Below are 18568 nucleotides of genomic sequence, written 5' to 3' on the forward strand. Positions count from 1 at the left end.
CGGTTCGGGAGGTTCGGGGTGCTCACGCCGGGCCTCCGGAGGAGGGGCGCGGGTGCGGGACGCGGATGCCGTCGGTGGGGTCGCCTGCGGTGTCGTCCGCGGCGGCCTCGGCGGTCTCCTCGCGCTCGGCCACGACCTGGCGGACGGCCTCCAGGACGCCCTGGTAGCCGGAGCAGCGGCAGAGGTTGCCGCTGATGGCCTGCCGGGTCTCCAGCTCGGTCGGGCTGTGGTTGCCCTCGAGCAGGTCGTGCACGGTCATCGCCATGCCGGGGATGCAGAAACCGCACTGCACGGCCCCGCACTCGGCGAGCGCACGCTGTACGTCCGAGGGGCCGCCGTCGGCGGACAGCCCCTCGACGGTGCGGATGTCGCTGCCCGCGGCGGTCGCCGCCGGCACCAGGCAGGAGGCGACGAGCCGGCCGTCGACCTTGATCGAACACGCGCCGCACTCGCCCTGCTCGCAGCCGTCCTTGGCGCCGGCGAGGCCGAGGCGCTCGCGCAGCACGTACAGCAGGGACTCGCCGAGCCAGGCGTCCGTGACGGGCCGGTCGGTGCCGTTGACGTTGAGGACGTAGGAGTCGACCGGGTGCTCGCTGTGCGCGTCCGCGCCGGGCCCTTCACCGGTCTCCCCGGCCGCCTCCTCGGGGGCCGGCGGCTCCTGCGCCGCGAGGTCCGCTCCGAAGTCCTGGGCGGGGTCCGCGCCGAAGTCCTGGACGGGGTCCGCGCCGTGGTCCTGCGCGAGGTCGGCGCCGTGGTCCTGGGCGAGGTCGGCGCCGTGGTCCTGGACGTGGTCCGCGCCGTGGTCCTGCGCGGGCGGGAAGCGGTACTCGCCGGACTCCTCGGCGACGCCGTCCGGGGCGAGCGGCAGCTTCCACTGGCCGGTGGCGTCCGCAGGCAGCGACCAGCCGCCGTCGGCCGGCCCCGCGTGCGGCACCGGGGGTGCCTGCGGGGCGGCGGGTGCGTGCCAGGACTGCGCCGGGTCGGGGGTGGGCACGAAGGCGCCCACCGAGTACTCGCCGGAGTCGTCGGCGGTGGCGTCCTCGCGCACCACGGGGATCGCCCACGTGGTCGCCGCGTCCTCGGCGGACGGGACGGCGGGCGCCTCGACGTGGGCGGGCGGCATCGGCAGGGAGGGCGGCTCGGGCGCGTAGCCGTGGCCCGGGGCGGCGAGCGGGTCGGCGCCCGGCTCGGTCATGGACAACTGCGCCGCGAAGGAGACGTGCATGGTCTGGTCGGGGTCGTACTCGCCGTGGGGCAGGGGCTCCCACACCCCGTGCCCCGGGGTGAATCCCCCGCCGTGCGGCACGGGGGTCCCCTCGTGCGGCTGGTCGGTCATGCGCCCGTCCGGTGTCCTGTCGTCGTACACGTCGTCACTCATGCCAGTGCCCTCCCCAGCGCGCGGCGGGCCAGTGCGGCCACCGTACGCCGCAGCTGGACGGCTGCGGGGGGCAGTTCGGGGGCCGTGGTCCCGTCCGCGGCCGGCAGCGGGTCGGGGATGCAGGCGGCGGCGACGTACTCGCCGAAGGCCGTCAGGGCCTCCGGTGCCAGCGTGCGCTCGCCGTCCCAGTCGATCAGCCCGGCGACCCAGCGTTCGGCCTCGAGCGGCCGCAGCGGCACCGGTGCGACAGCTCCCACCGCGCAGCGTACGCCCCGGCGCGCGGGATCGAGCACGACGGCCAGGGACGCGATCGCGCGGCCGGGCCCGGTGCGGCCGGTGGCCTTGAGGAAGGTCTGCGGCGCGTGCAGCAGCGGGACCCGGACGTACGCCAGGACCTCGCCCGGCCGCAGCGGGTCCATGCCGGTGAGCAGGTGGCTGACCGGCAGCTCGCGGTTGCCGTCCGGGCCGGCGACGAGGACGGACGCCTCCAGGGCGGCCAGCACGGGCAGCGAGTCGCCGGTCGGGGCGGCGCTCGCGATGTTGCCGCCGAGCGTGCCCGCGTTGCGGATCTGCGGGGGCCCGGCGGCGCGGGCGGCCGCGGCCAGGGCGGGGATGAGCGCGGCGAAGTCCGGGCGGCCCATGCGGGCGTGGGTGAGGCCGGCGCCGAGCAGCGCCGCGCCGTCCGCGTACTGCCAGCCGCGGATCTCGCTGATCCGTCCGAGACCGACCAGCCCCGAGGGACGCAGCAGCCCGGAGTTCACGGCCGCCATGAGGTCGGTGCCTCCGGCGACGGGCACGGCGGTGGGCGCGGCGGCCAATGCCGCCACGGCCTCGTCGAGCGAGGTCGGCAACGCCACATTGCGCGCTGCCTGCCGTGCGTACGTGCTCACGCAGCTGCCCCTTCCCCGGCTGTCCGCGGTGCGGTAGCCGTACGGTACGTGCTGACAGCCCGGACGTGGCAACTCTGGCACATCTTCCGGGGTGATCAACGCGAGGGTCGCAAAGGAGAGCCCGCCTTCCGGATGGACCTACGTCCGGTTTGCGTCTTTCTCCAGGTTGCGATGGGAATGGCCTCCTTCACGCGCCTTGCCGTGATTGGCCACACCACCCTGCCATCTCCCGCCTCGCCCGGCCCCGGGTTGTGGCATGCCTCACACGATCGGGGGCGGCCCCTCGATCGGGCGTCCGATGACGCCCGGACGCCGCTGCCACGGCCGCGGACCGCCCGGCGGCCGGTATTCGACCCCCAGTGCGTCAAGTCGCCCGTAGTGGGTGGTCATTCGGGCCGCGAAGCCCTCGTGGTCGCGGGCCGCGGGCGCGGGCAGCCGGCTCCAGACCGTCTCCGCGAAGGCGGCGAGCCGCGGGAAGGCCATGTAGTCCACCGCGCGGACCGAATCCATCGTCTCCGTCCAGATGTTGGCCTGCGCGCCGATGACGTGGGCGGCCTCCTCGGCGGTGAGGTCGTCCGGGACGGGCTCGAAGCGGTAGACGTCCTCCAGGGTGCGCACGTGCGCGATCGGCACCGGCTCGTCCTCGCCGTCCGACTGCCGCCAGTCCAGGTAGACCTGGCTCTCCGGGCACATCACGACGTCGTGCCCCGCCCGGGCCGCCGCGACGCCGCCCGCGTAGCCGCGCCAGGAGGAGACGGCGGCGCCCTCGGCCAGTCCGCCCTCCAGGATCTCGTCCCAGCCGATCAGCCGGCGGCCGCGTGCGGCCAGCCAGGCGTCGAAGTGCCGGACGAACCAGCTCTGCAACTCGTCCTCGTCGCGCAGCCCCAGCTCCTTGATGCGCGCCTGGACGGTGGCGGAGGCGCGCCACTGGTCCTTGGGGCACTCGTCGCCGCCGATGTGGACGAACTCCGAGGGGAAGACCTCCAGGACCTCGGCGAGGACCTCCTCGTAGAAGCGCACGGTGGCCTCGGTGGGCGCCAGCACGTTGGGGTTGATGCCCCAACCGGTCAGCACGGGCAGGGCGCCGGTGTCGACCACGTCCGCGTTGCCGAGTTCCGGGTAGGCGGCGATGGCGGCCTGCGAGTGGCCGGGGACGTCGATCTCGGGCACGACGGTGACGTGCCGTTCCGCCGCGTACGCCACGATTTCGCGGAGGTCGTCCTGGGTGTAGTGACCGCCGTGCGGGCGCTCGTCCCACAGCGGGGACTCGCGCAGCCCGACCTTGGTGCGGGTGCGCCAGGCGCCGACCTCGGTCAGGCGGGGGTGGCGGCGGATCTCCACCCGCCAGCCCTGGTCGTCGGTCAGGTGCAGGTGGAGCACGTTCAGTTTGTGCGCGGCCAGCAGGTCGACGTAGCGCAGGACGACGTCCTTGGGCATGAAGTGCCGTGCCACGTCCAGCAGTACGCCGCGCCAGCCGAAGCGCGGGGCGTCCTCGACGGAGCAGTGCGGCAGCCGCCAGGCGCGTCCCGGCAGCGGCGCGCGCCGGAAGGCGTCGGCGCCGAGCAACTGCCGTACGGTCTGGGCGCCCCAGAACACCCCCGCCGCTCCCCCGCCTTCGATGAGCACGCCGTCCGCGGCGGACACCGTCACGCGGTGGCCCTCCGCGCCGAGGCGCCCGGTCACCCGCGGGTCCACGCGGAGCGTGATCGTGCCGGGCGTGCCCGCGGGCGGCGGGGGCAGCCGGAGCCCGGTGGCGGCGCCGACGGTGGCACGCAGCCAGTGCGCGGTCCCCTCGGTGCCGGGACCGGCGTCCAGGGTGGTGCCGGGGCCCAGGTCCACATGACCGCCGTCGCCGTGCCGGTGCGCCTCGACGGGCGCCGGGATGAGGTCCATGGCGCCCATCCTGCCGCGCCCGCGGCAACTGGAATAGACCAATCGCCGCATCTTTCCGGCCGGTGTCCGGCCCGTGTCCGGCCCGTGTCCGGTCGGGTCCCGCCCTCAGCCGGCCCTCAGCCGGCCGCCCGGCGCGCCCTGTTCAGCGCGAGGACGGGGATCAGCATGCCGACGACGCACCACAGGACGTGCGCCACGGTCACCGCGGACCACAGCGCCGTGGAGGTCGCGCCCGCCACCGAGAGCGCCACGACGGTGCCGATGAGGGCGACGACGGCGGTCAGTTGAAGGACGGCGTGCCGGCCGGGCAGGAAGTGGCGCTGCAGGAAGGCGTCGCCGTACCACCAGCGCACCGCGCGGGCGGCGGCGAGCAGCACCACGACGGCGCCCGCCGCGACGCCCAGGACGGCCGGAAGCGGCCACGGCGTCCCGTCGGCGGCGGAGGCGGCCGCCAGGCCGGTGGCGGCGAACGGCAGCACGGGCAGGAGGGCCCCGGCGGTCAGGGCGGCGGCCCGGGCGCGGGCCGGGTCCCCGTGCAGCTCGGCCCTCGCCAGGGCGCGTACGGCCTGCAGGCGGCCCCGGCCGGTGCTGCCGGAGCGGCGGGCCTGCAGCAGCCACAGCGCGCCCGCCAGGACCGCCAGGGCGGCCGTCCCGCCCGCCAGCACCCACGGGTCGGCGAACAGCACCAGCGCGGCCACCAGCAGCGCCGGCACGAACCGCGGCCACCGGCGCCCTCCCGCCACGTCGGAGGGTGCGGCACCGAGCTCCAGGGCCCGTGCGACGGCCGTGCGGCGCTCGGCCCGGGCGGCCGGGCGGAGCGAGAGGTCCAGCGCCCGTGCGAGCGCGACGTGCGCCTCGGCCTCGCGGGGTGCGATCAGGACCGCCCGCCGGGCGGCGGCGACCGCCTCGGGACGGCGGGAGAGCATGCGGCAGGCGTCGGCGACGAGCACCTGGGCCCGCCACTCGCGGGGCCGGGCGGCGGCGGCCCGCAGCCCGAGCCCGAGGGCCGCGTGCGCGTCGCCGAGCATCAGCAGGACGAGACCCGCCAGCAGCGGCGGATCGGGGTCGCCGGGCTCGGCGTGGGCCAGCGCCCAGTCGACGGCCTCCCGGGACCGGTCGGCGCGCCGCTCGTAGGCGAAGACCCTGGCCCGTACGAGGTAGCCGAAACTGCCGTTGCGGGCGACGAAGGCGTCGTCGACGAGCGAGTGCGCCATCTCGAAGCGCCCCCGCTCGCACAGCCCGAAGACCCGGTCCGCCGTGACGGCGTCGTCCTGCGCCATGTCCCCCCGACCGCGCGGGGTACGGCCGCGGTGCCGCGGCCGTACCCGCCGGGTGCCGTGGCGGCCGCTACTTGCCGCCCTTGTCCTTGTCCCCGCCACCGGTGGGCATGGATTCGAAGATCTCCTTGCACATCGGGCAGACCGGGTACTTCTTGGGGTCCCGGCCGGGCACCCAGACCTTCCCGCACAGCGCGACCACCGGCGACCCGGAGAGCGCGCTCTCCATGATCTTGTCCTTCTGGACGTAGTGCGCGAAGCGCTCGTGGTCGCCATCGCCGTTCGACACCTGCGGGGTCGGTTCGACGAGGGTGCCGGTGCCCGCCCCGCGCTCGGGCTCGAGAGTGCTCATGGCACGCAAGCCTAATTCAGAGACGGATCGTCCGGATACGTCGCGACCATCGCGAGTTCGCTGCGCTGCCTGCGCAGCACGGAGCGCCACAGCTGTTCCGGGTCCGGGGAGAAGACGTCCCCGGGTTCGGACTCCACCACGTACCAGGCACCCTCGACGAGCTCGTCCTCCAGTTGGCCGGGCCCCCATCCGGCGTAGCCGGCGAAGATGCGCAGGGAGCCCAGCTCGGCCGCCAGGAGCTCCGGCGGCGCCTCCAGGTCCACCAGGCCGATCGCGCCGAACACCCGGCGCCAGCCGAGCGGCTCCGCGTCCTCGCCGTTGCGCGGCTCACCGGGCACCACGGCCAGGCCCAGGGCCGAGTCCAGGGAGACGGGCCCGCCCTGGAAGACGACCTGCGGCGCGCCCGCAAGACCGGCCCAGGACTCCAGGACGTCGCCGACCCCGACGGGCGTCGGACGGTTGAGGACGACGCCGAGCGACCCCTCCTCGTCGTGGTCGAGGAGGAGCACCACCGCCCGGTCGAAGTTCGGGTCCGCGAGCGCGGGCGTCGCGACGAGCAGTCTGCCGGTGAGCGATGACACTTCGGTCATGGTCAACATAATCCCGCATTCCGCCGCCGCGCGGGGTGGCAACGACCCCCTTTCCCGGCCCGGGGGCCGCGCCCGGGCCGCGGGGGCGGCCACCCTCCGGAACCGGGCGGGCGCACAGGGTGCTGTAGCGAAGCCATTACATGAGTGGGACCTCACAGGCCTCTTCCGGGCGCCGGAAGGCCGATTACCATTTCTCCTTGGTGCCTGCGGGGACCGAGCTTCATTTCTGCCCGTCTCCAGGAACGCGAGAGCTATGACCGGCCTCAAGGACGTACTGCTTGTTCACGGTGGCACCCCCCTCGAGGGGGAGATCCACGTCCGCGGCGCGAAGAACCTCGTGCCCAAGGCGATGGTGGCCGCGCTGCTGGGAGGCGAACCCAGCCGGCTGCGCAACGTGCCCGACATCCGTGACGTGCGTGTGGTGCGGGGCCTGCTGCAGTTGCACGGCGTGACGGTGCAGACCGGTGACGAGCCCGGGGAACTGGTGCTCGACCCGTCCAAGGTGGAGAGCGCGAACGTCGCGGACATCGACGCGCACGCGGGCTCCTCACGGATCCCGATCCTGTTCTGCGGCCCGCTGCTGCACCGTCTCGGGCACGCCTTCATCCCGGGCCTGGGCGGCTGCGACATCGGCGGCCGGCCGATCGACTTCCACTTCGACGTGCTGCGCAAGTTCGGCGCGGTCATCGAGAAGCGCCCCGAGGGCCAGTACCTGGAGGCCCCGCAGCGGCTGCGCGGCTGCAAGATCGAGCTTCCGTACCCGTCGGTCGGCGCGACCGAGCAGGTGCTGCTGACGGCCGTCCTGGCCGAGGGCGTCACCGAGCTGAGCAACGCCGCGATCGAGCCGGAGATCGAGGACCTCATCTGCGTCCTGCAGAAGATGGGCGCCATCATCACGATGGGCACCAACCGCACGATCCACATCACCGGCGTGGACAAGCTCGGCGGCTACAACCACCGCGCCCTCCCGGACCGCCTGGAGGCCGCCTCGTGGGCCTGCGCGGCCCTGGCCACCGAGGGCAACGTCTACGTCCGCGGCGCCAGCCAGCGCGAGATGATGACCTTCCTCAACGTCTTCCGCAAGGTCGGCGGTGCGTTCGAGGTCGACGACGACGGCATCCGCTTCTGGCACCCGGGCGGCCCGCTGAACGCCATCGCCCTGGAGACGGACGTCCACCCCGGTTTCCAGACCGACTGGCAGCAGCCCCTGGTCGTGGCCCTCACGCAGGCCTCGGGCCTGTCCATCGTCCACGAGACGGTCTACGAGTCCCGGCTGGGCTTCACCTCGGCGCTCAACCAGATGGGTGCCCACATCCAGCTCTACCGCGAGTGCCTGGGCGGCACCCCCTGCCGCTTCGGCCAGCGCAACTTCCTCCATTCGGCGGTCGTCAGCGGCCCGACCCGGCTGCAGGGCGCCGACCTGGTCATCCCGGACCTGCGCGGCGGGTTCTCGTACCTGATCGCGGCCCTGGCCGCCCAGGGCACCTCGCGGGTGCACGGCATCGACCTGATCAACCGCGGCTACGAGAACTTCATGCAGAAGCTGGAGAAGCTCGGCGCCAAGGTCGAGCTGCCCGGCACGGACTGACCGGCCCCCGCCGCACGGCACACGAAAGGGCGGCCTCCCCGCGGGGAGGCCGCCCTTTCACATGTCGCGTCGATCGCGGAATTACTTGCCCTTGGCGGCTTCCTTGAGCTTCGAGCCCGCGGAGACCTTCACGCTGTAGCCGGCCGGGATCTGGATCGGGTCACCGGTCTGCGGGTTGCGCGCGGTGCGCGCGGCACGGTGGCTGCGCTCGAAGGTGAGGAAGCCGGGGATGGTGACCTTCTCGTCGCCCTTGGCGACGATCTCGCCAACGACCTCGGCGAACGCGGCCAGAACGGCGTCGGCGTCCTTGCGGGTCACCTCGGCGCGCTCGGACAGCGCGGCCACCAGCTCACTGCGGTTCATCTAAGTACTCCTTGCATGGAAACCCCCAACGTCGACCGTCGGGGAAGACGCATTGTGAAGACGCTCATCGCGCTTCTGCGGTGCGGCCCTCACCGCCCAGGTACGCATCCTGCCCCTATTTCTGGGGGAAACGCCAATCCGGCACCCGGGAGAGTCACACAAAAAGCGGGTCGTGTACGGCCCGATGACGCTCCGTCGTCACGACGTCGCGGTGAGACCCTGCGCCTTCGCCGCCTCGCGGACGGCGCCGGCGACGGCGCCCGCGACCTTGTCGTTGAAGACGCTCGGGATGATGTAGTTCGGGTTGAGTTCGTCCTCCGTGACGACGTCCGCGAGGGCGGTGGCCGCCGCGAGCATCATCTCGGTGTTGACCGTACGGCTCTGGGCGTCCAGCAGGCCGCGGAAGACGCCCGGGAAGACCAGCACGTTGTTGATCTGGTTCGGGAAGTCGCTGCGGCCCGTGGCGACCACCGCGGCGGTCTCCCGGGCAACCGCCGGGTCCACCTCGGGGTCGGGGTTGGCCAGGGCGAAGACGATGGCGCCGTCGGCCATGGCCGCGACGTCCTCGCCGTCCAGGACGTTGGGGGCGGAGACGCCGATGAAGACGTCCGCTCCGCGCACCGCCTCCTTCAGGGTCCCGGTGATCTCCTCCGGGTTGGTGTTGTCGGCGATCCAGCGCAGTGCCGACCCGGGACCGGCCGCGACCAGGTCCTCGCGGCCGCTGTGCACCACGCCGTGGATGTCGGCCACGACCGCGTGCTTGACGCCCGCCGCGAGCAGCAGCTTGAGGATGGCCGTGCCCGCGGCGCCCGCGCCCGACATGACGACGCGGACGTCGCCGACCTGCTTGCCGACCACGCGCAGCGCGTTGGTCAGCGCCGCGAGCACCACGATGGCGGTGCCGTGTTGGTCGTCGTGGAAGACCGGGATGTCCAGGGCCTCGCGCAGCCGGGCCTCGATCTCGAAGCAGCGGGGCGCCGAGATGTCCTCCAGGTTGATGCCGGCGAAGCCGGGGGCGATCGCCTTGACGATCTCCACGATCGCGTCGGTGTCCTGGGTGTCCAGGCAGATCGGCCAGGCGTCGATGCCCGCGAAGCGCTTGAAGAGCGCCGCCTTGCCCTCCATGACCGGCAGCGCGGCCTTCGGCCCGATGTTGCCGAGGCCCAGCACGGCCGAGCCGTCGGTGACCACCGCGACGCTGTTGCGCTTGATGGTCAGCCGGCGGGCGTCCTCGGGGTTCTTGGCGATCGCCATGCAGACCCGCGCCACACCGGGGGTGTAGACCATGGAGAGGTCGTCACGGTTGCGGATGGGGTGCTTCGACGCCATCTCGATCTTGCCGCCGAGGTGCATCAGGAACGTGCGGTCGGAGACCTTGCCGATCGCGACGCCCTCGATCTGCGCCAGCTTGGCGACGATCTCGTCCGCGTGCGCGGTCGAGGTGGCCGCGATGGTCACGTCGATCCGCAGCTTCTCGTGGCCGGAAGCGGTCACGTCCAGGCCGTGGACCGCGCCACCGGAGGCCTCCACGGCCGTGGTGAGCTGGCTGACCGCGGATCCGCTCGCGGGCACCTCCAGCCGCACCGTGATTGAGTACGAGACGCTCGGCGCCGTTGCCATGGCCGCTGTTCCTCCGCTGTCGCTGCTTCGTGCGCCCTCGATGCTGCCACCTACTGGTGGGTACGCGTAAACCGGGGGGCCTACGACAAACTGTCGAGCAGCGATGGGTGTCAACGGAAGCTTGTGTGCTTAATGTTCCCCCAGCCGCCACCGGAACGGCGCACACGGACGGAATGACAATCGCGGATCCTTTGTTAGCCTGGGTGAGGCACCGGCTCGATCCAAGCCCCCGGGCCCAACCTTAGGCGCTTAGAGCGCCCACTTGCCGCGAGGCGAGCATGGCGGGTCGGTGTCACATGCGTCCGGCGGGGCGCCCCCTCTCGAGGGGGCGCCCCGCCGTCGTTCCCAGTGACGGTCAGTCGCGCAGCAGGTCGGGGACGCCGGCGGCGTCCGGCAGGTCGCGCCCGCTCGAGAGCACCGTCAGCCGCTGGGTGGCCCGAGTCAGCGCCACGTACAGCACCCGCAGCCCCGCCGGGGACTCGTCCGCGATCTCCGCCGGCGAGACGACCAGCGTCGCGTCGTACTCCAGGCCCTTGGCCTCCAGGCTGCCCAGCGCCACGACGCGCTCGCCCAGCCCCGCCAGCCAGCGCCGGGCCTCCTCGCGGCGGCCCATGGCGACGACCACGCCCACCGTGCCCTCGACCTCGCCCAGCAGCCGTTCCGCCTCCGCGCGCACCGACTCGCCGGAACCCCCGTCGGCGGCCACCACGAACCGGGGCACCAGCCCCGTGGAGCGCACCGCGCGCGGCGCCTCGCTGCCCGGCATGGCCAGCGCCAGCACCTTCGCCGCCAGGTCCGCGATCTCGGCCGGGTTGCGGTAGTTCACGGTGAGCGTGAAACGGCGGCGCGGACGGTTGCCCAGGGCCTCGTCACGGGCCAGGGCCGCCTCGTCCGGGTCGGTCCACGAACTTTGCGCGGGGTCGCCGACCACCGTCCAGGTCGCGGCACGGCCCCGGCGGCCCACCATCCGCCACTGCATCGGGGTGAGGTCCTGCGCCTCGTCGACGATGACGTGCGCGTACTCGGTGCGCTCGGCGTCCAGCCGGTCCTGCCGGCTGCGGCGGCCGCCCGCCATCCGGTCGGCGAAGGTGGTGACCTCCTCCAGACCGGTCAGCTGGTCCAGCGGGTCCGCCTCACGGCTGCGCACCTTCGGCGGCGGGCCCAGCAGGGCCTCCAGCTCGTCGAGCATCGCCACGTCGTGCACGGACAGCGCCCCGTTGCCCGCCGCGTCCAGCCGGCGCAGTGAGCGCGCCACCCGGCGCACCTCGGGCGGTGTCAGGACGCGCCGCGCCCAGCGCCCCAGCCGCTTCTCGTCGGAGAGCGCCGCCAGCACCCCGCGCGGGGTCAGCACCGGCCACCAGGCGGCCAGGAAGTCCACGAAGTCCTGCTCGGTGGAGACGTCCTCGTCGAAGCCCTGCCGCTCCTCGGCGGCGAGCTCGGGGTCGTCGAAGCGGCGTCCCGCCTTGCGCCACAGCGCGTCCAGCAGCAGACGACGGGCCCGGGGCCGCAGCAGGTTCACCGGGGTCGTGCCGCCGAGCACGGCGTGCCGGATCGCCGACAGCTCCTCGGCCTCCAGTTCCAGCCGCCGCCCGAACGCCACCACCCGCAGCCGGTCCGGGCAGCGCCCCGCCCCGGTCCCGTACTCCAGCACCCCGCGGGCGGCCTTGCGCAGCACCCTCAGCATCCGCAGCGAGCCCTTGATCCGGGCGACCGCCGGATCGTCGTACGTGGTCGCCTCGGCGCCGTCCACCAGCGAGCCCACGGCGCGAATCGCGACCTGGCCCTCCTCGCCCAGCGAGGGCAGCACGCCCTCGGTGTACGCCACCAGCAGCGGCGTCGGGCTGACCACCAGGATCCCGCCCGCGTACCGGCGCCGGTCCTGGTAGAGCAGGTACGCCGCCCGGTGCAGGGCCACCGCCGTCTTCCCGGTGCCGGGCCCGCCCGTCACCTCGGTGACGGAGGCCGCGGGGGCCCGGATCACCACGTCCTGCTCGGCCTGGATGCTGGAGACGATGTCCCGCATCGTGTGGCTGCGCGCCTGGCCCAGCGCGGCCATCAGCGCGCCGTCGCCGACCACGGGCAGCCCCGTCGTCAGCTCCGGGCGCAGCAGGTCGTCCTCGACGCCCAGCACCTTGCGGCCCTTGGAGCGGATGACGCGCCGCCGCACGACCCGGCCGGGCGCCACCGGGGTCGCCCGGTAGAACGGCGCCGCGGCGGGGGCCCGCCAGTCGATCACCAGCGGCGCGTAGTCCGCGTCCAGCACGCCGAGCCGGCCGATGTGCAGGGTCTCGGCGACGTCCGCCGTGCCGTCGGACCGGATCGCGTCGTCCGCGGGCTCCACGGAGGTGAACGCACCGTCCGGGCCCTTCTTGCCGTCCTCGCCCCGCAGCAGGTCGATCCGGCCGAAGAGGAAGTCCTCGAACTCCGAGTTCAGCCGGTTCAGGTGCAGCCCCGCCCGGAACACCTGGGCGTCGCGCTCCGCGAGCGCGCCCGGCGTGCCGACCTGACCGCGCTTGACGGCGTCGTCCATGAGGAACTCCGCCTCGTGGATCTTCTCCTCGAGCCGGTCGTACACCCGGTCCAGATGCGTCTGCTCGACTGCGATCTCCGTGTCCCGGACCGCTGCCACGCAGGACCCCCTTCTTGTTCTTCCGTACGTCACGCGCCGTGCGCGCCGCCCCGGCGAACGGGGCAGCCTGTCACCGTACGCCAACCAGGCGTTTGCCGCCCACTCGGCGACCGCCTCCGGGCACGGCTCCGCGGCCGAGGTCCCGGCGTGGGGGCGGGGCTGTGCGCCGGGTTCCGGCTGTCCCGCCGTCTCGCGCCCTTCGGGCGCACGGCGCTGGCTGCGGAGGGGAGGGTGGGGGTCCGTAGCTTGTCGGCGGTGTGCGGGTGGGTGGGTGACGGGCGTTCAGGCGCACGAGCGGGTCGCCTTTCCGGCGGTGTCGGTCTCGTTGCCGTCCGCCGGTATAGATGGCCGCTTCCACGCCATCCGTGGGTGGTGGGCGCGCCCGCCGTAACCCGCGACTGCGGATATTTCGAGGTGCTGCGGGGGGCTTGAAGGAGATCGGGCCCGCTTTCAGCGGTATGGACGTCGAAACAGAGCCCGATCTTTGAGCCGGGCGAGATCGGGCTCGCTTTCAGCGGTATAGCCGTCGGAAGAGGGCCCGATGTCGGGGAAGCACCCGCAGACGTCGGTTACGGCGGGCGCGCCCACCACGAACAGTGGGCGTGGTCACCGGCCATCTGCACCCGCGGACGGCAACGAGACCGCGACCAGACGAACAACAGCCCCGCTCCGGCGCCTGAACCCCGGCCACGAACGGACCCGCACACGGCCGCCAAGGGCGGGCCCCCCACCCTCCCACCCGCAGCCAGCCGCTTTACGCCCGCAGGGCGCGAGACGAACCCGCACCCACCCGACCCGCCCGCGCCCGGAACGTCACCCCGCAGCGGGGCCGTACTTCACGTCCGCGGCCGGATCCAGGGCCAGGCGATAACCCCGCTTGACCACCGTCTGGATGAGTTTCGGCGCCCCGAGCGCCGCCCGGAGCCGCGCCATCGCCGTCTCGACCGCGTGCTCGTCGCGCCCCGCCCCCGGCAGCACCCGGAGCAGGTCGGCCCGGGAGACCACCCACCCGGGACGCCGGGCGAGGGCCCGGAGCAGGGCCATCCCCGCCGGGGGGACGGCGCGCAGCTCCCCGTCGACGAGGGCCGCGTGGCCGCGGATCTCCAGGCGCCGGCCGGCCACGGGCAGCGGGCGCGCCCGGCCCGGGAGCTCCGCGGCGAGCAGCTGGACGAGCGGCCCGAGGCGGAAGCGTTCGGGCTGCGCGGTCGGGACGTCGTGGGCCTCCAGGGGCAGCGCCGTGACGGGTCCCACGCAGGCCGGGAGGACGTCGTGACGCAGGGCGTCGAGCAGCTCGCCGCGCAGGCCCCGGCGTTCGGCCCGGTCCAGCAGGGACGCCGCGGCCGGGGCGCTGGTGAACGTGACCGCGTCCAGGCCGCGCGCGACGGCCGCGTCGATGAGCCGGTCGACGGGGCCGAGGTCCTCCGGCGGCATCCAGCGGTAGACGGGGACGCCGACGACCTCCGCGCCGGCCGCGCGCAGCGCCTCCATGAAGCCGGGCACCGGCTCCCCGTGCAGCTGGACGACGACGCGCCGGCCGGCGACGCCCTCGTCCAGCAGCCGGTCCAGGACCTCCGCCATCGACTCGGACGCCGGTGACCAGGACTCCCTGAGCCCGGCCGCGCGGACCGCGCCGCGCACCTTGGGGCCGCGGGCGAGCAGTTCGACGTGGCGCAGCCGTTCCAGCAGGGTCTCGCCGAGGCCCCAGCCGTCGGCCGCCTCGATCCAGCCGCGGAAGCCGATCGCCGTGGTGGCGACCACGACGTCGGGGCCGCGGTCGAGCAGCCGCTTGGTCGCCGCCAGCAGTTCGGTGTCGTCGGGCAGCGGGACGATCCGCAGCGCGGGGGCCCGCAAAACGACGGCTCCGCGCCGCTCGAGGAGGGCGCAGAGTTCGTCGGCGCGGCGGGCCGCGGTGACGCCGACCGTGAAGCCCGCCAGGGGGAGGACGTCTGCGTGTCGCACTTGCATGGCTCTTGCCTCGCTCCGCCGGAGGTACACGTGCAACGGAGGCCCGGGACCGTCCCGGGTCCCGGAGTCGTGCGCCCCGTTCCGCGCATGGTGCCAAGCCCCGGTGACGTTCCGGGTTCACCGGTATTTCCCCGTTGTTACACGGTTCGCCCGGGCTACACCTGCGCGTAGGACAGACGCTGCTCCGGTTCCGCCCCGGCGGCCGGAGCGGGGGCCGGGGCGGGCCTGCGCAGGTATACGGCCCAGGTGACCGCGAAACAGACCGCGTACACGGCCAGGAAGGTGACGAAGGCCGGGGTGCCGGTGCCCCGGCTGAGGAAGGACTGCCGGAAGGCGAGGTTGATGCCGAGGCCGCCGAGCGCGCCGACGGCGCCGATCAGGCCCATCGCGGCGCCGGACAGCCGGCGTGCCCAGGAGGCCGCGGCCTCGCCGGTCAGGCCCATGGCGGCGGCCTTGGCGGCGTAGATGCCCGGGATCATCTTGTACGTCGAGCCGTTGCCGAGACCGGTGAGCAGGAACAGCGCGACGAAGGCGACGGAGAACAGCACCAGGGACCTCTGGGCCGAGGCCAGGACGATCACGGCGGTGGCGGCCGCCATCGCCAGGAAGTTCCACAGGGTGATCCGGGCGCCGCCGTAGGCGTCGGCGAGCCGTCCGCCGACCGGGCGGAACAGCGAGCCGAGCAGCGGGCCGACGAAGGTGACGGCGGCGGCCTGCAGCGGGGTGCGGTCGAACTGGCTCTGCAGGACGAGCCCGAAGGCGAAGCTGTAGCCGATGAAGGAGCCGAAGGTGCCGACGTAGAGCAGGGACATGATCCAGGTGTGGCCGTCCTTCACCGCCAGGGCGGCCGCCCCGGTGTCGTTCCGTACGGGCGCCAGGTTGTCCATGAACAGGGCCGCGAGCGTGGCGGCGACCACGACGAGCGGGATGTAGACGGCGAGCAGCAGCCGCGGGTGACCGGCGCCCGCCGTGCCGATGACGAGCAGGCCGACCAACTGGACGACGGGCACGCCGATGTTGCCGCCGCCGGCGTTGATGCCGAGCGCCCAGCCCTTCCGCCGCAGCGGGAAGAAGGAGTTGATGTTGGTCATGGAGGAGGCGAAGTTGCCGCCGCCGACCCCGGTCAGCGCGGCGACGGCGAGGAAGGTGCCGTAGGAGGTGCCGGGCTCCATGACGACCGCGGCGGCGGTCGTCGGCAGCAGAAGCATGAGCGCGCTGACGACGGTCCAGTTGCGGCCGCCGAAGCGCGCGACGGCGAAGGTGTACGGGACGCGGACCACCGAGCCGACCGCCGTGGCCGTCGCGACCAGGAAGAACTTCCCGGCGGGGTCGATGCCGTACTCCGGGCCCATGAAGAGCACCATGACCGACCACAGCGTCCAGACCGAGAAGCCCACGTGCTCGGACAGCACGGAGAAGAGCAGGTTCCGGTGCGCGACCCGGCGGCCGCCGGCCTCCCAGGACGCCTCGTCCTCCGGGTCCCACCGCTCGATCCAGCGGCCGCCCTTGCGTGCTGTGGTGCTCGCGGCAGTCATGACGCCTCCAGGCCCTGATGTCGCTCGTCGGATGATGCCCACGACGGTAGGAACGGCGCGTTTCCGCCTGATGGCCCGAGGTGACCGCCACGCAACCTTGCTCTCACCCGGTGCGCGTGTGCCCTGTGAGCGCCGGGGGCGCCATGACGCGGGCGTCCGGCTCCGGCAGCCACGCGCCGTCCGGCGGGGTGAGCCAGTCGCCCTCGCCGGCGAGCCGGCGCGCGGCGGAGAGCAGGGCGTCCAGCCCCGGGTGGCGCAACCCGCGGCGCCACACCACGGAGACCGGCGCGAGCGGTACGGGGCCGGTGAGGGGACGCAGGACGAAGCCGGGCAGGTCGATGAACTCGGTGCTGGCCAGGACGGGCCAGCGGTGCTTGCGCACGAGGCGGACGAACTCCTCCGGGCCGTCGATGGCGGGGAAGGGCGCGGCCACGGAGATGCCGCGGCCGCGGAAGAGGCGGTGGGCGAGGTCCGTCCACTCGGCGGTGTCCGGGTTGCCGGCGGCGGCGTAGAGGGACTCCCCGGCGAGGCGGTCGAGCGGCACCTCGGCGAGCGGGGCCAGTCGGTGGCCGCCGGGGAGCAGGACGGCCATCCGCTCGTAGCGGACCGGCCGGTGCTCCAGCCGGTCCAGCACCTCGGGGGCCAGGCCCGCCGCGCGGCCGAAGGAGACGTCCAGGCGGCCGGCGAGGATCTCTGCGGCGGCGCCGGTGAGCCCGCTGTGGAAGCGCGCGGTCAGTTCGAGTTCGGGCGCGTCGGCCCGCGCGGCGGTCAGCACCCGGTGGCCGGTGCCCACGGGCGCGCCGGTGTCGACGAGCAGCGGGCGGCCGGCGGGTGCGAAGGCGGCGGCCAGTTCGTCGTGGGCGGCGAGCACGCGCCGGGCGTACGGCAGCAGCCGCTCCCCCTCGGTGGTCAGCCGCACCGAGCGGGTCGTACGCACGAACAACTCGGCTCGCAGTTCGCGCTCCAGGCGCCGGACGTCCCGGCTCAGCGCCTGCTGCGCGACGTGGAGGCGGGCGGCGGCCTGGGTGAAGTGCAGTTCCTCCGCGACGGCGGTGAAGGCCCTCAGCAGGCGCGGGTCGATGACGTGCGGCATCCGCCCATTGAACACGCCCGCCATTCACAACCGGTGCGCGTCAATCGCTCCTGATCAGGTGTTGGACCGCGTCCGGCGCGTCCCGCGAGGGTGGTCGCATGACCGCGAGCGCCCTCGCCGCCCCCTACCGGCGGCTCTTCGCCCTGCCCGGCACCCGGGCCTTCACCGCCGGGAACCTCCTGGCCCGGCTCCCGATGGGGATGTTCGGGGTCGGGGCGGTCGTCATGATCGCCGCCGGGTACGGCTCGTACGCGCTGGCCGGGGCGGTCACCGCCACCGGGCTCGCCGCGACGGCGGTGGTGGCTCCCTGGACCGCCCGGCTGACCGACCGGCACGGCCAGGCCCGGGTGGCCGTGCCGGCCGCGGGGCTCGCGGCGCTGGGCTCGCTCGCGCTGGTGGTGTGCGTACGGCTGCACGCCCCCGCCTGGACGCTGTTCGCCGCCTACGCCGCCACCGCGACGACGCCGAACACCGGGGGCATGGCGCGGGCCCGCTGGGCGCACCTGTACCGGGACGACGAGCGGGCCCGGCACGTGGCCAACTCCTTCGAACAGGCCGCGGACGAGGTCTGCTTCATGCTCGGCCCGGTCCTCGCGGCCTTCCTGTGCACCGCGCTGTTCCCCGAGGCCGCTGACGGGCGCGCTGCTGCTCTTCACCGGCATCCTGCTCTTCGCCGCGCAGCGCGGCAGCGAGCCGCCGCCCGTGCCGCGGCGGACCGAGGGGGCGCCGGCCGGGGCGGGGCGGGCCGCGGTGCCGGCGGTGCTGCTGACGTTCCTGGCGACGGGCGCCGTCTTCGGCGCCCTGGAGGTCACCACGATCGCCTTCGCCGACGCCCGCGGTCACCGCGGCGCCGCCGGGGCGGTGCTCGCCCTCCAGGCGGCGGGTTCCTGCGCGGCGGGCCTGCTGTACGGGCTGCGCCGCCCCCGGGGCACCACCGGCGGCCGCTTCGCCGCGAGCGTCGCGCTGATGGCCGTCCTCATGCTCGGCCCGCTGCCCGCGGCGGCCCTCGGCGGCCTGTGGCTGCTGGCCCCCGCGCTGCTGCTGGCGGGCATGGCCACCGCGCCCACGATGATCAACGGGATGGCCCTGATCCAGCGGCGGGTCCCGCCGGGCCGCCTCAACGAGGGGATGACGCTCGCCGTCACGGCCCTGCTGGGCGGCATCGCCTCCGGCTCCTTCGCCGCGGGGTCCGTCGTGGAGCACCGGGGCGCGGTGACGGCGTACGCGATACCGGCGCTCGCCGCGGCCACCGCCGCACTCGTAGCGGCGGTCTCCCTGCGGGCGGCCCGGCACCGGACCTGACGTCGTCAGTGGCACCTCGGGCTGTCCGGAAGACCGGTGCCCCGTGTGACGCCGGGCCGCTTCCCGTCCCGGACCCACCCGGAAACGACGGAA

General features: G+C 74.2%; 13 protein-coding genes and 1 pseudogene. 2 read left to right on the forward strand and 12 right to left on the reverse strand.

Features of this window, described 5'->3' with window-relative positions:
* Nucleotides 1–22: 22 nt before the first annotated feature.
* From ACFZAU_RS23345 to ACFZAU_RS23370, 6 genes are all read right to left on the reverse strand, one after another.
* Nucleotides 23–1378, reverse strand: a complete 1356-nt coding sequence (locus tag ACFZAU_RS23345; RefSeq protein WP_500553778.1) for a (2Fe-2S)-binding protein — start codon at nt 1376–1378, stop codon at nt 23–25.
* Entirely contained in the window at nt 1375–2268 is an 894-nt protein-coding gene (locus tag ACFZAU_RS23350; protein WP_499609604.1) for an FAD binding domain-containing protein, read from the reverse strand. Before ACFZAU_RS23350 ends, ACFZAU_RS23345 begins: the two co-directional genes overlap by 4 nt.
* A 261-nt stretch (nt 2269–2529) precedes the next feature.
* Complete coding sequence (locus ACFZAU_RS23355) at nt 2530–4161, reverse strand: beta-N-acetylhexosaminidase (RefSeq protein WP_500553779.1); 1632 nt, start codon at nt 4159–4161, stop codon at nt 2530–2532.
* Nucleotides 4162–4277: 116 nt separating this feature from the next.
* The gene (locus ACFZAU_RS23360; RefSeq protein ID WP_500553780.1) at nt 4278–5441 is read right to left on the reverse strand and encodes a hypothetical protein; all 1164 of its coding nucleotides are present in this window, start codon (nt 5439–5441) and stop codon (nt 4278–4280) included.
* Nucleotides 5442–5508: 67 nt separating this feature from the next.
* Complete coding sequence (locus ACFZAU_RS23365; RefSeq protein ID WP_500461353.1) at nt 5509–5790, reverse strand: DUF3039 domain-containing protein; 282 nt, start codon at nt 5788–5790, stop codon at nt 5509–5511.
* A gap of 11 nt (nt 5791–5801) precedes the next feature.
* Nucleotides 5802–6380, reverse strand: a complete 579-nt coding sequence (locus ACFZAU_RS23370) for a YqgE/AlgH family protein (RefSeq protein ID WP_499609611.1) — start codon at nt 6378–6380, stop codon at nt 5802–5804.
* 253 nt (nt 6381–6633) lie between these two features.
* On the opposite strand from ACFZAU_RS23370, the gene murA reads away from it, so the two are divergent.
* The gene (murA, locus tag ACFZAU_RS23375; protein WP_500461352.1) at nt 6634–7968 is read left to right on the forward strand and encodes a UDP-N-acetylglucosamine 1-carboxyvinyltransferase; all 1335 of its coding nucleotides are present in this window, start codon (nt 6634–6636) and stop codon (nt 7966–7968) included.
* Between the two features lie 81 nt (nt 7969–8049).
* Here the strand turns inward: murA and ACFZAU_RS23380 are convergent, their stop codons facing one another.
* The 6 genes from ACFZAU_RS23380 to ACFZAU_RS23405 form a co-directional block, all read right to left on the reverse strand.
* Nucleotides 8050–8331: an HU family DNA-binding protein gene (locus ACFZAU_RS23380; RefSeq protein WP_018564081.1), complete on the reverse strand. Its 282-nt coding sequence runs from the start codon at nt 8329–8331 to the stop codon at nt 8050–8052.
* A gap of 198 nt (nt 8332–8529) precedes the next feature.
* Complete coding sequence (locus ACFZAU_RS23385; RefSeq protein WP_354794609.1) at nt 8530–9951, reverse strand: NAD-dependent malic enzyme; 1422 nt, start codon at nt 9949–9951, stop codon at nt 8530–8532.
* A 355-nt stretch (nt 9952–10306) separates the two neighbouring features.
* Nucleotides 10307–12580 carry a HelD family protein gene (locus ACFZAU_RS23390; protein ID WP_500553781.1) on the reverse strand — a complete coding sequence of 758 codons (2274 nt, stop codon included), beginning with the start codon at nt 12578–12580 and terminating at the stop codon, nt 10307–10309.
* Between the two features lie 813 nt (nt 12581–13393).
* Nucleotides 13394–14539 carry a uroporphyrinogen-III synthase gene (locus ACFZAU_RS23395; RefSeq protein WP_500553782.1) on the reverse strand — a complete coding sequence of 382 codons (1146 nt, stop codon included), beginning with the start codon at nt 14537–14539 and terminating at the stop codon, nt 13394–13396.
* A gap of 161 nt (nt 14540–14700) precedes the next feature.
* A complete protein-coding gene (locus tag ACFZAU_RS23400) occupies nt 14701–16080 on the reverse strand; it encodes a nitrate/nitrite transporter (RefSeq protein ID WP_499609624.1) in 1380 nt (459 codons plus the stop codon).
* A 103-nt stretch (nt 16081–16183) separates the two neighbouring features.
* Nucleotides 16184–17173 (reverse strand): LysR family transcriptional regulator, encoded by a 990-nt coding sequence (locus tag ACFZAU_RS23405; protein ID WP_500553783.1) that lies wholly within the window; start codon nt 17171–17173, stop codon nt 16184–16186.
* Between the two features lie 98 nt (nt 17174–17271).
* Between ACFZAU_RS23405 and ACFZAU_RS23410 the strand changes: the two are divergent.
* Nucleotides 17272–18475 (forward strand): annotated as a pseudogene (locus tag ACFZAU_RS23410) (MFS transporter).
* Nucleotides 18476–18568: the final 93 nt, after the last annotated feature.

Source organism: Streptomyces sp. NPDC008238, assembly GCF_042956445.1.
Taxonomy (GTDB): domain Bacteria; phylum Actinomycetota; class Actinomycetes; order Streptomycetales; family Streptomycetaceae; genus Actinacidiphila.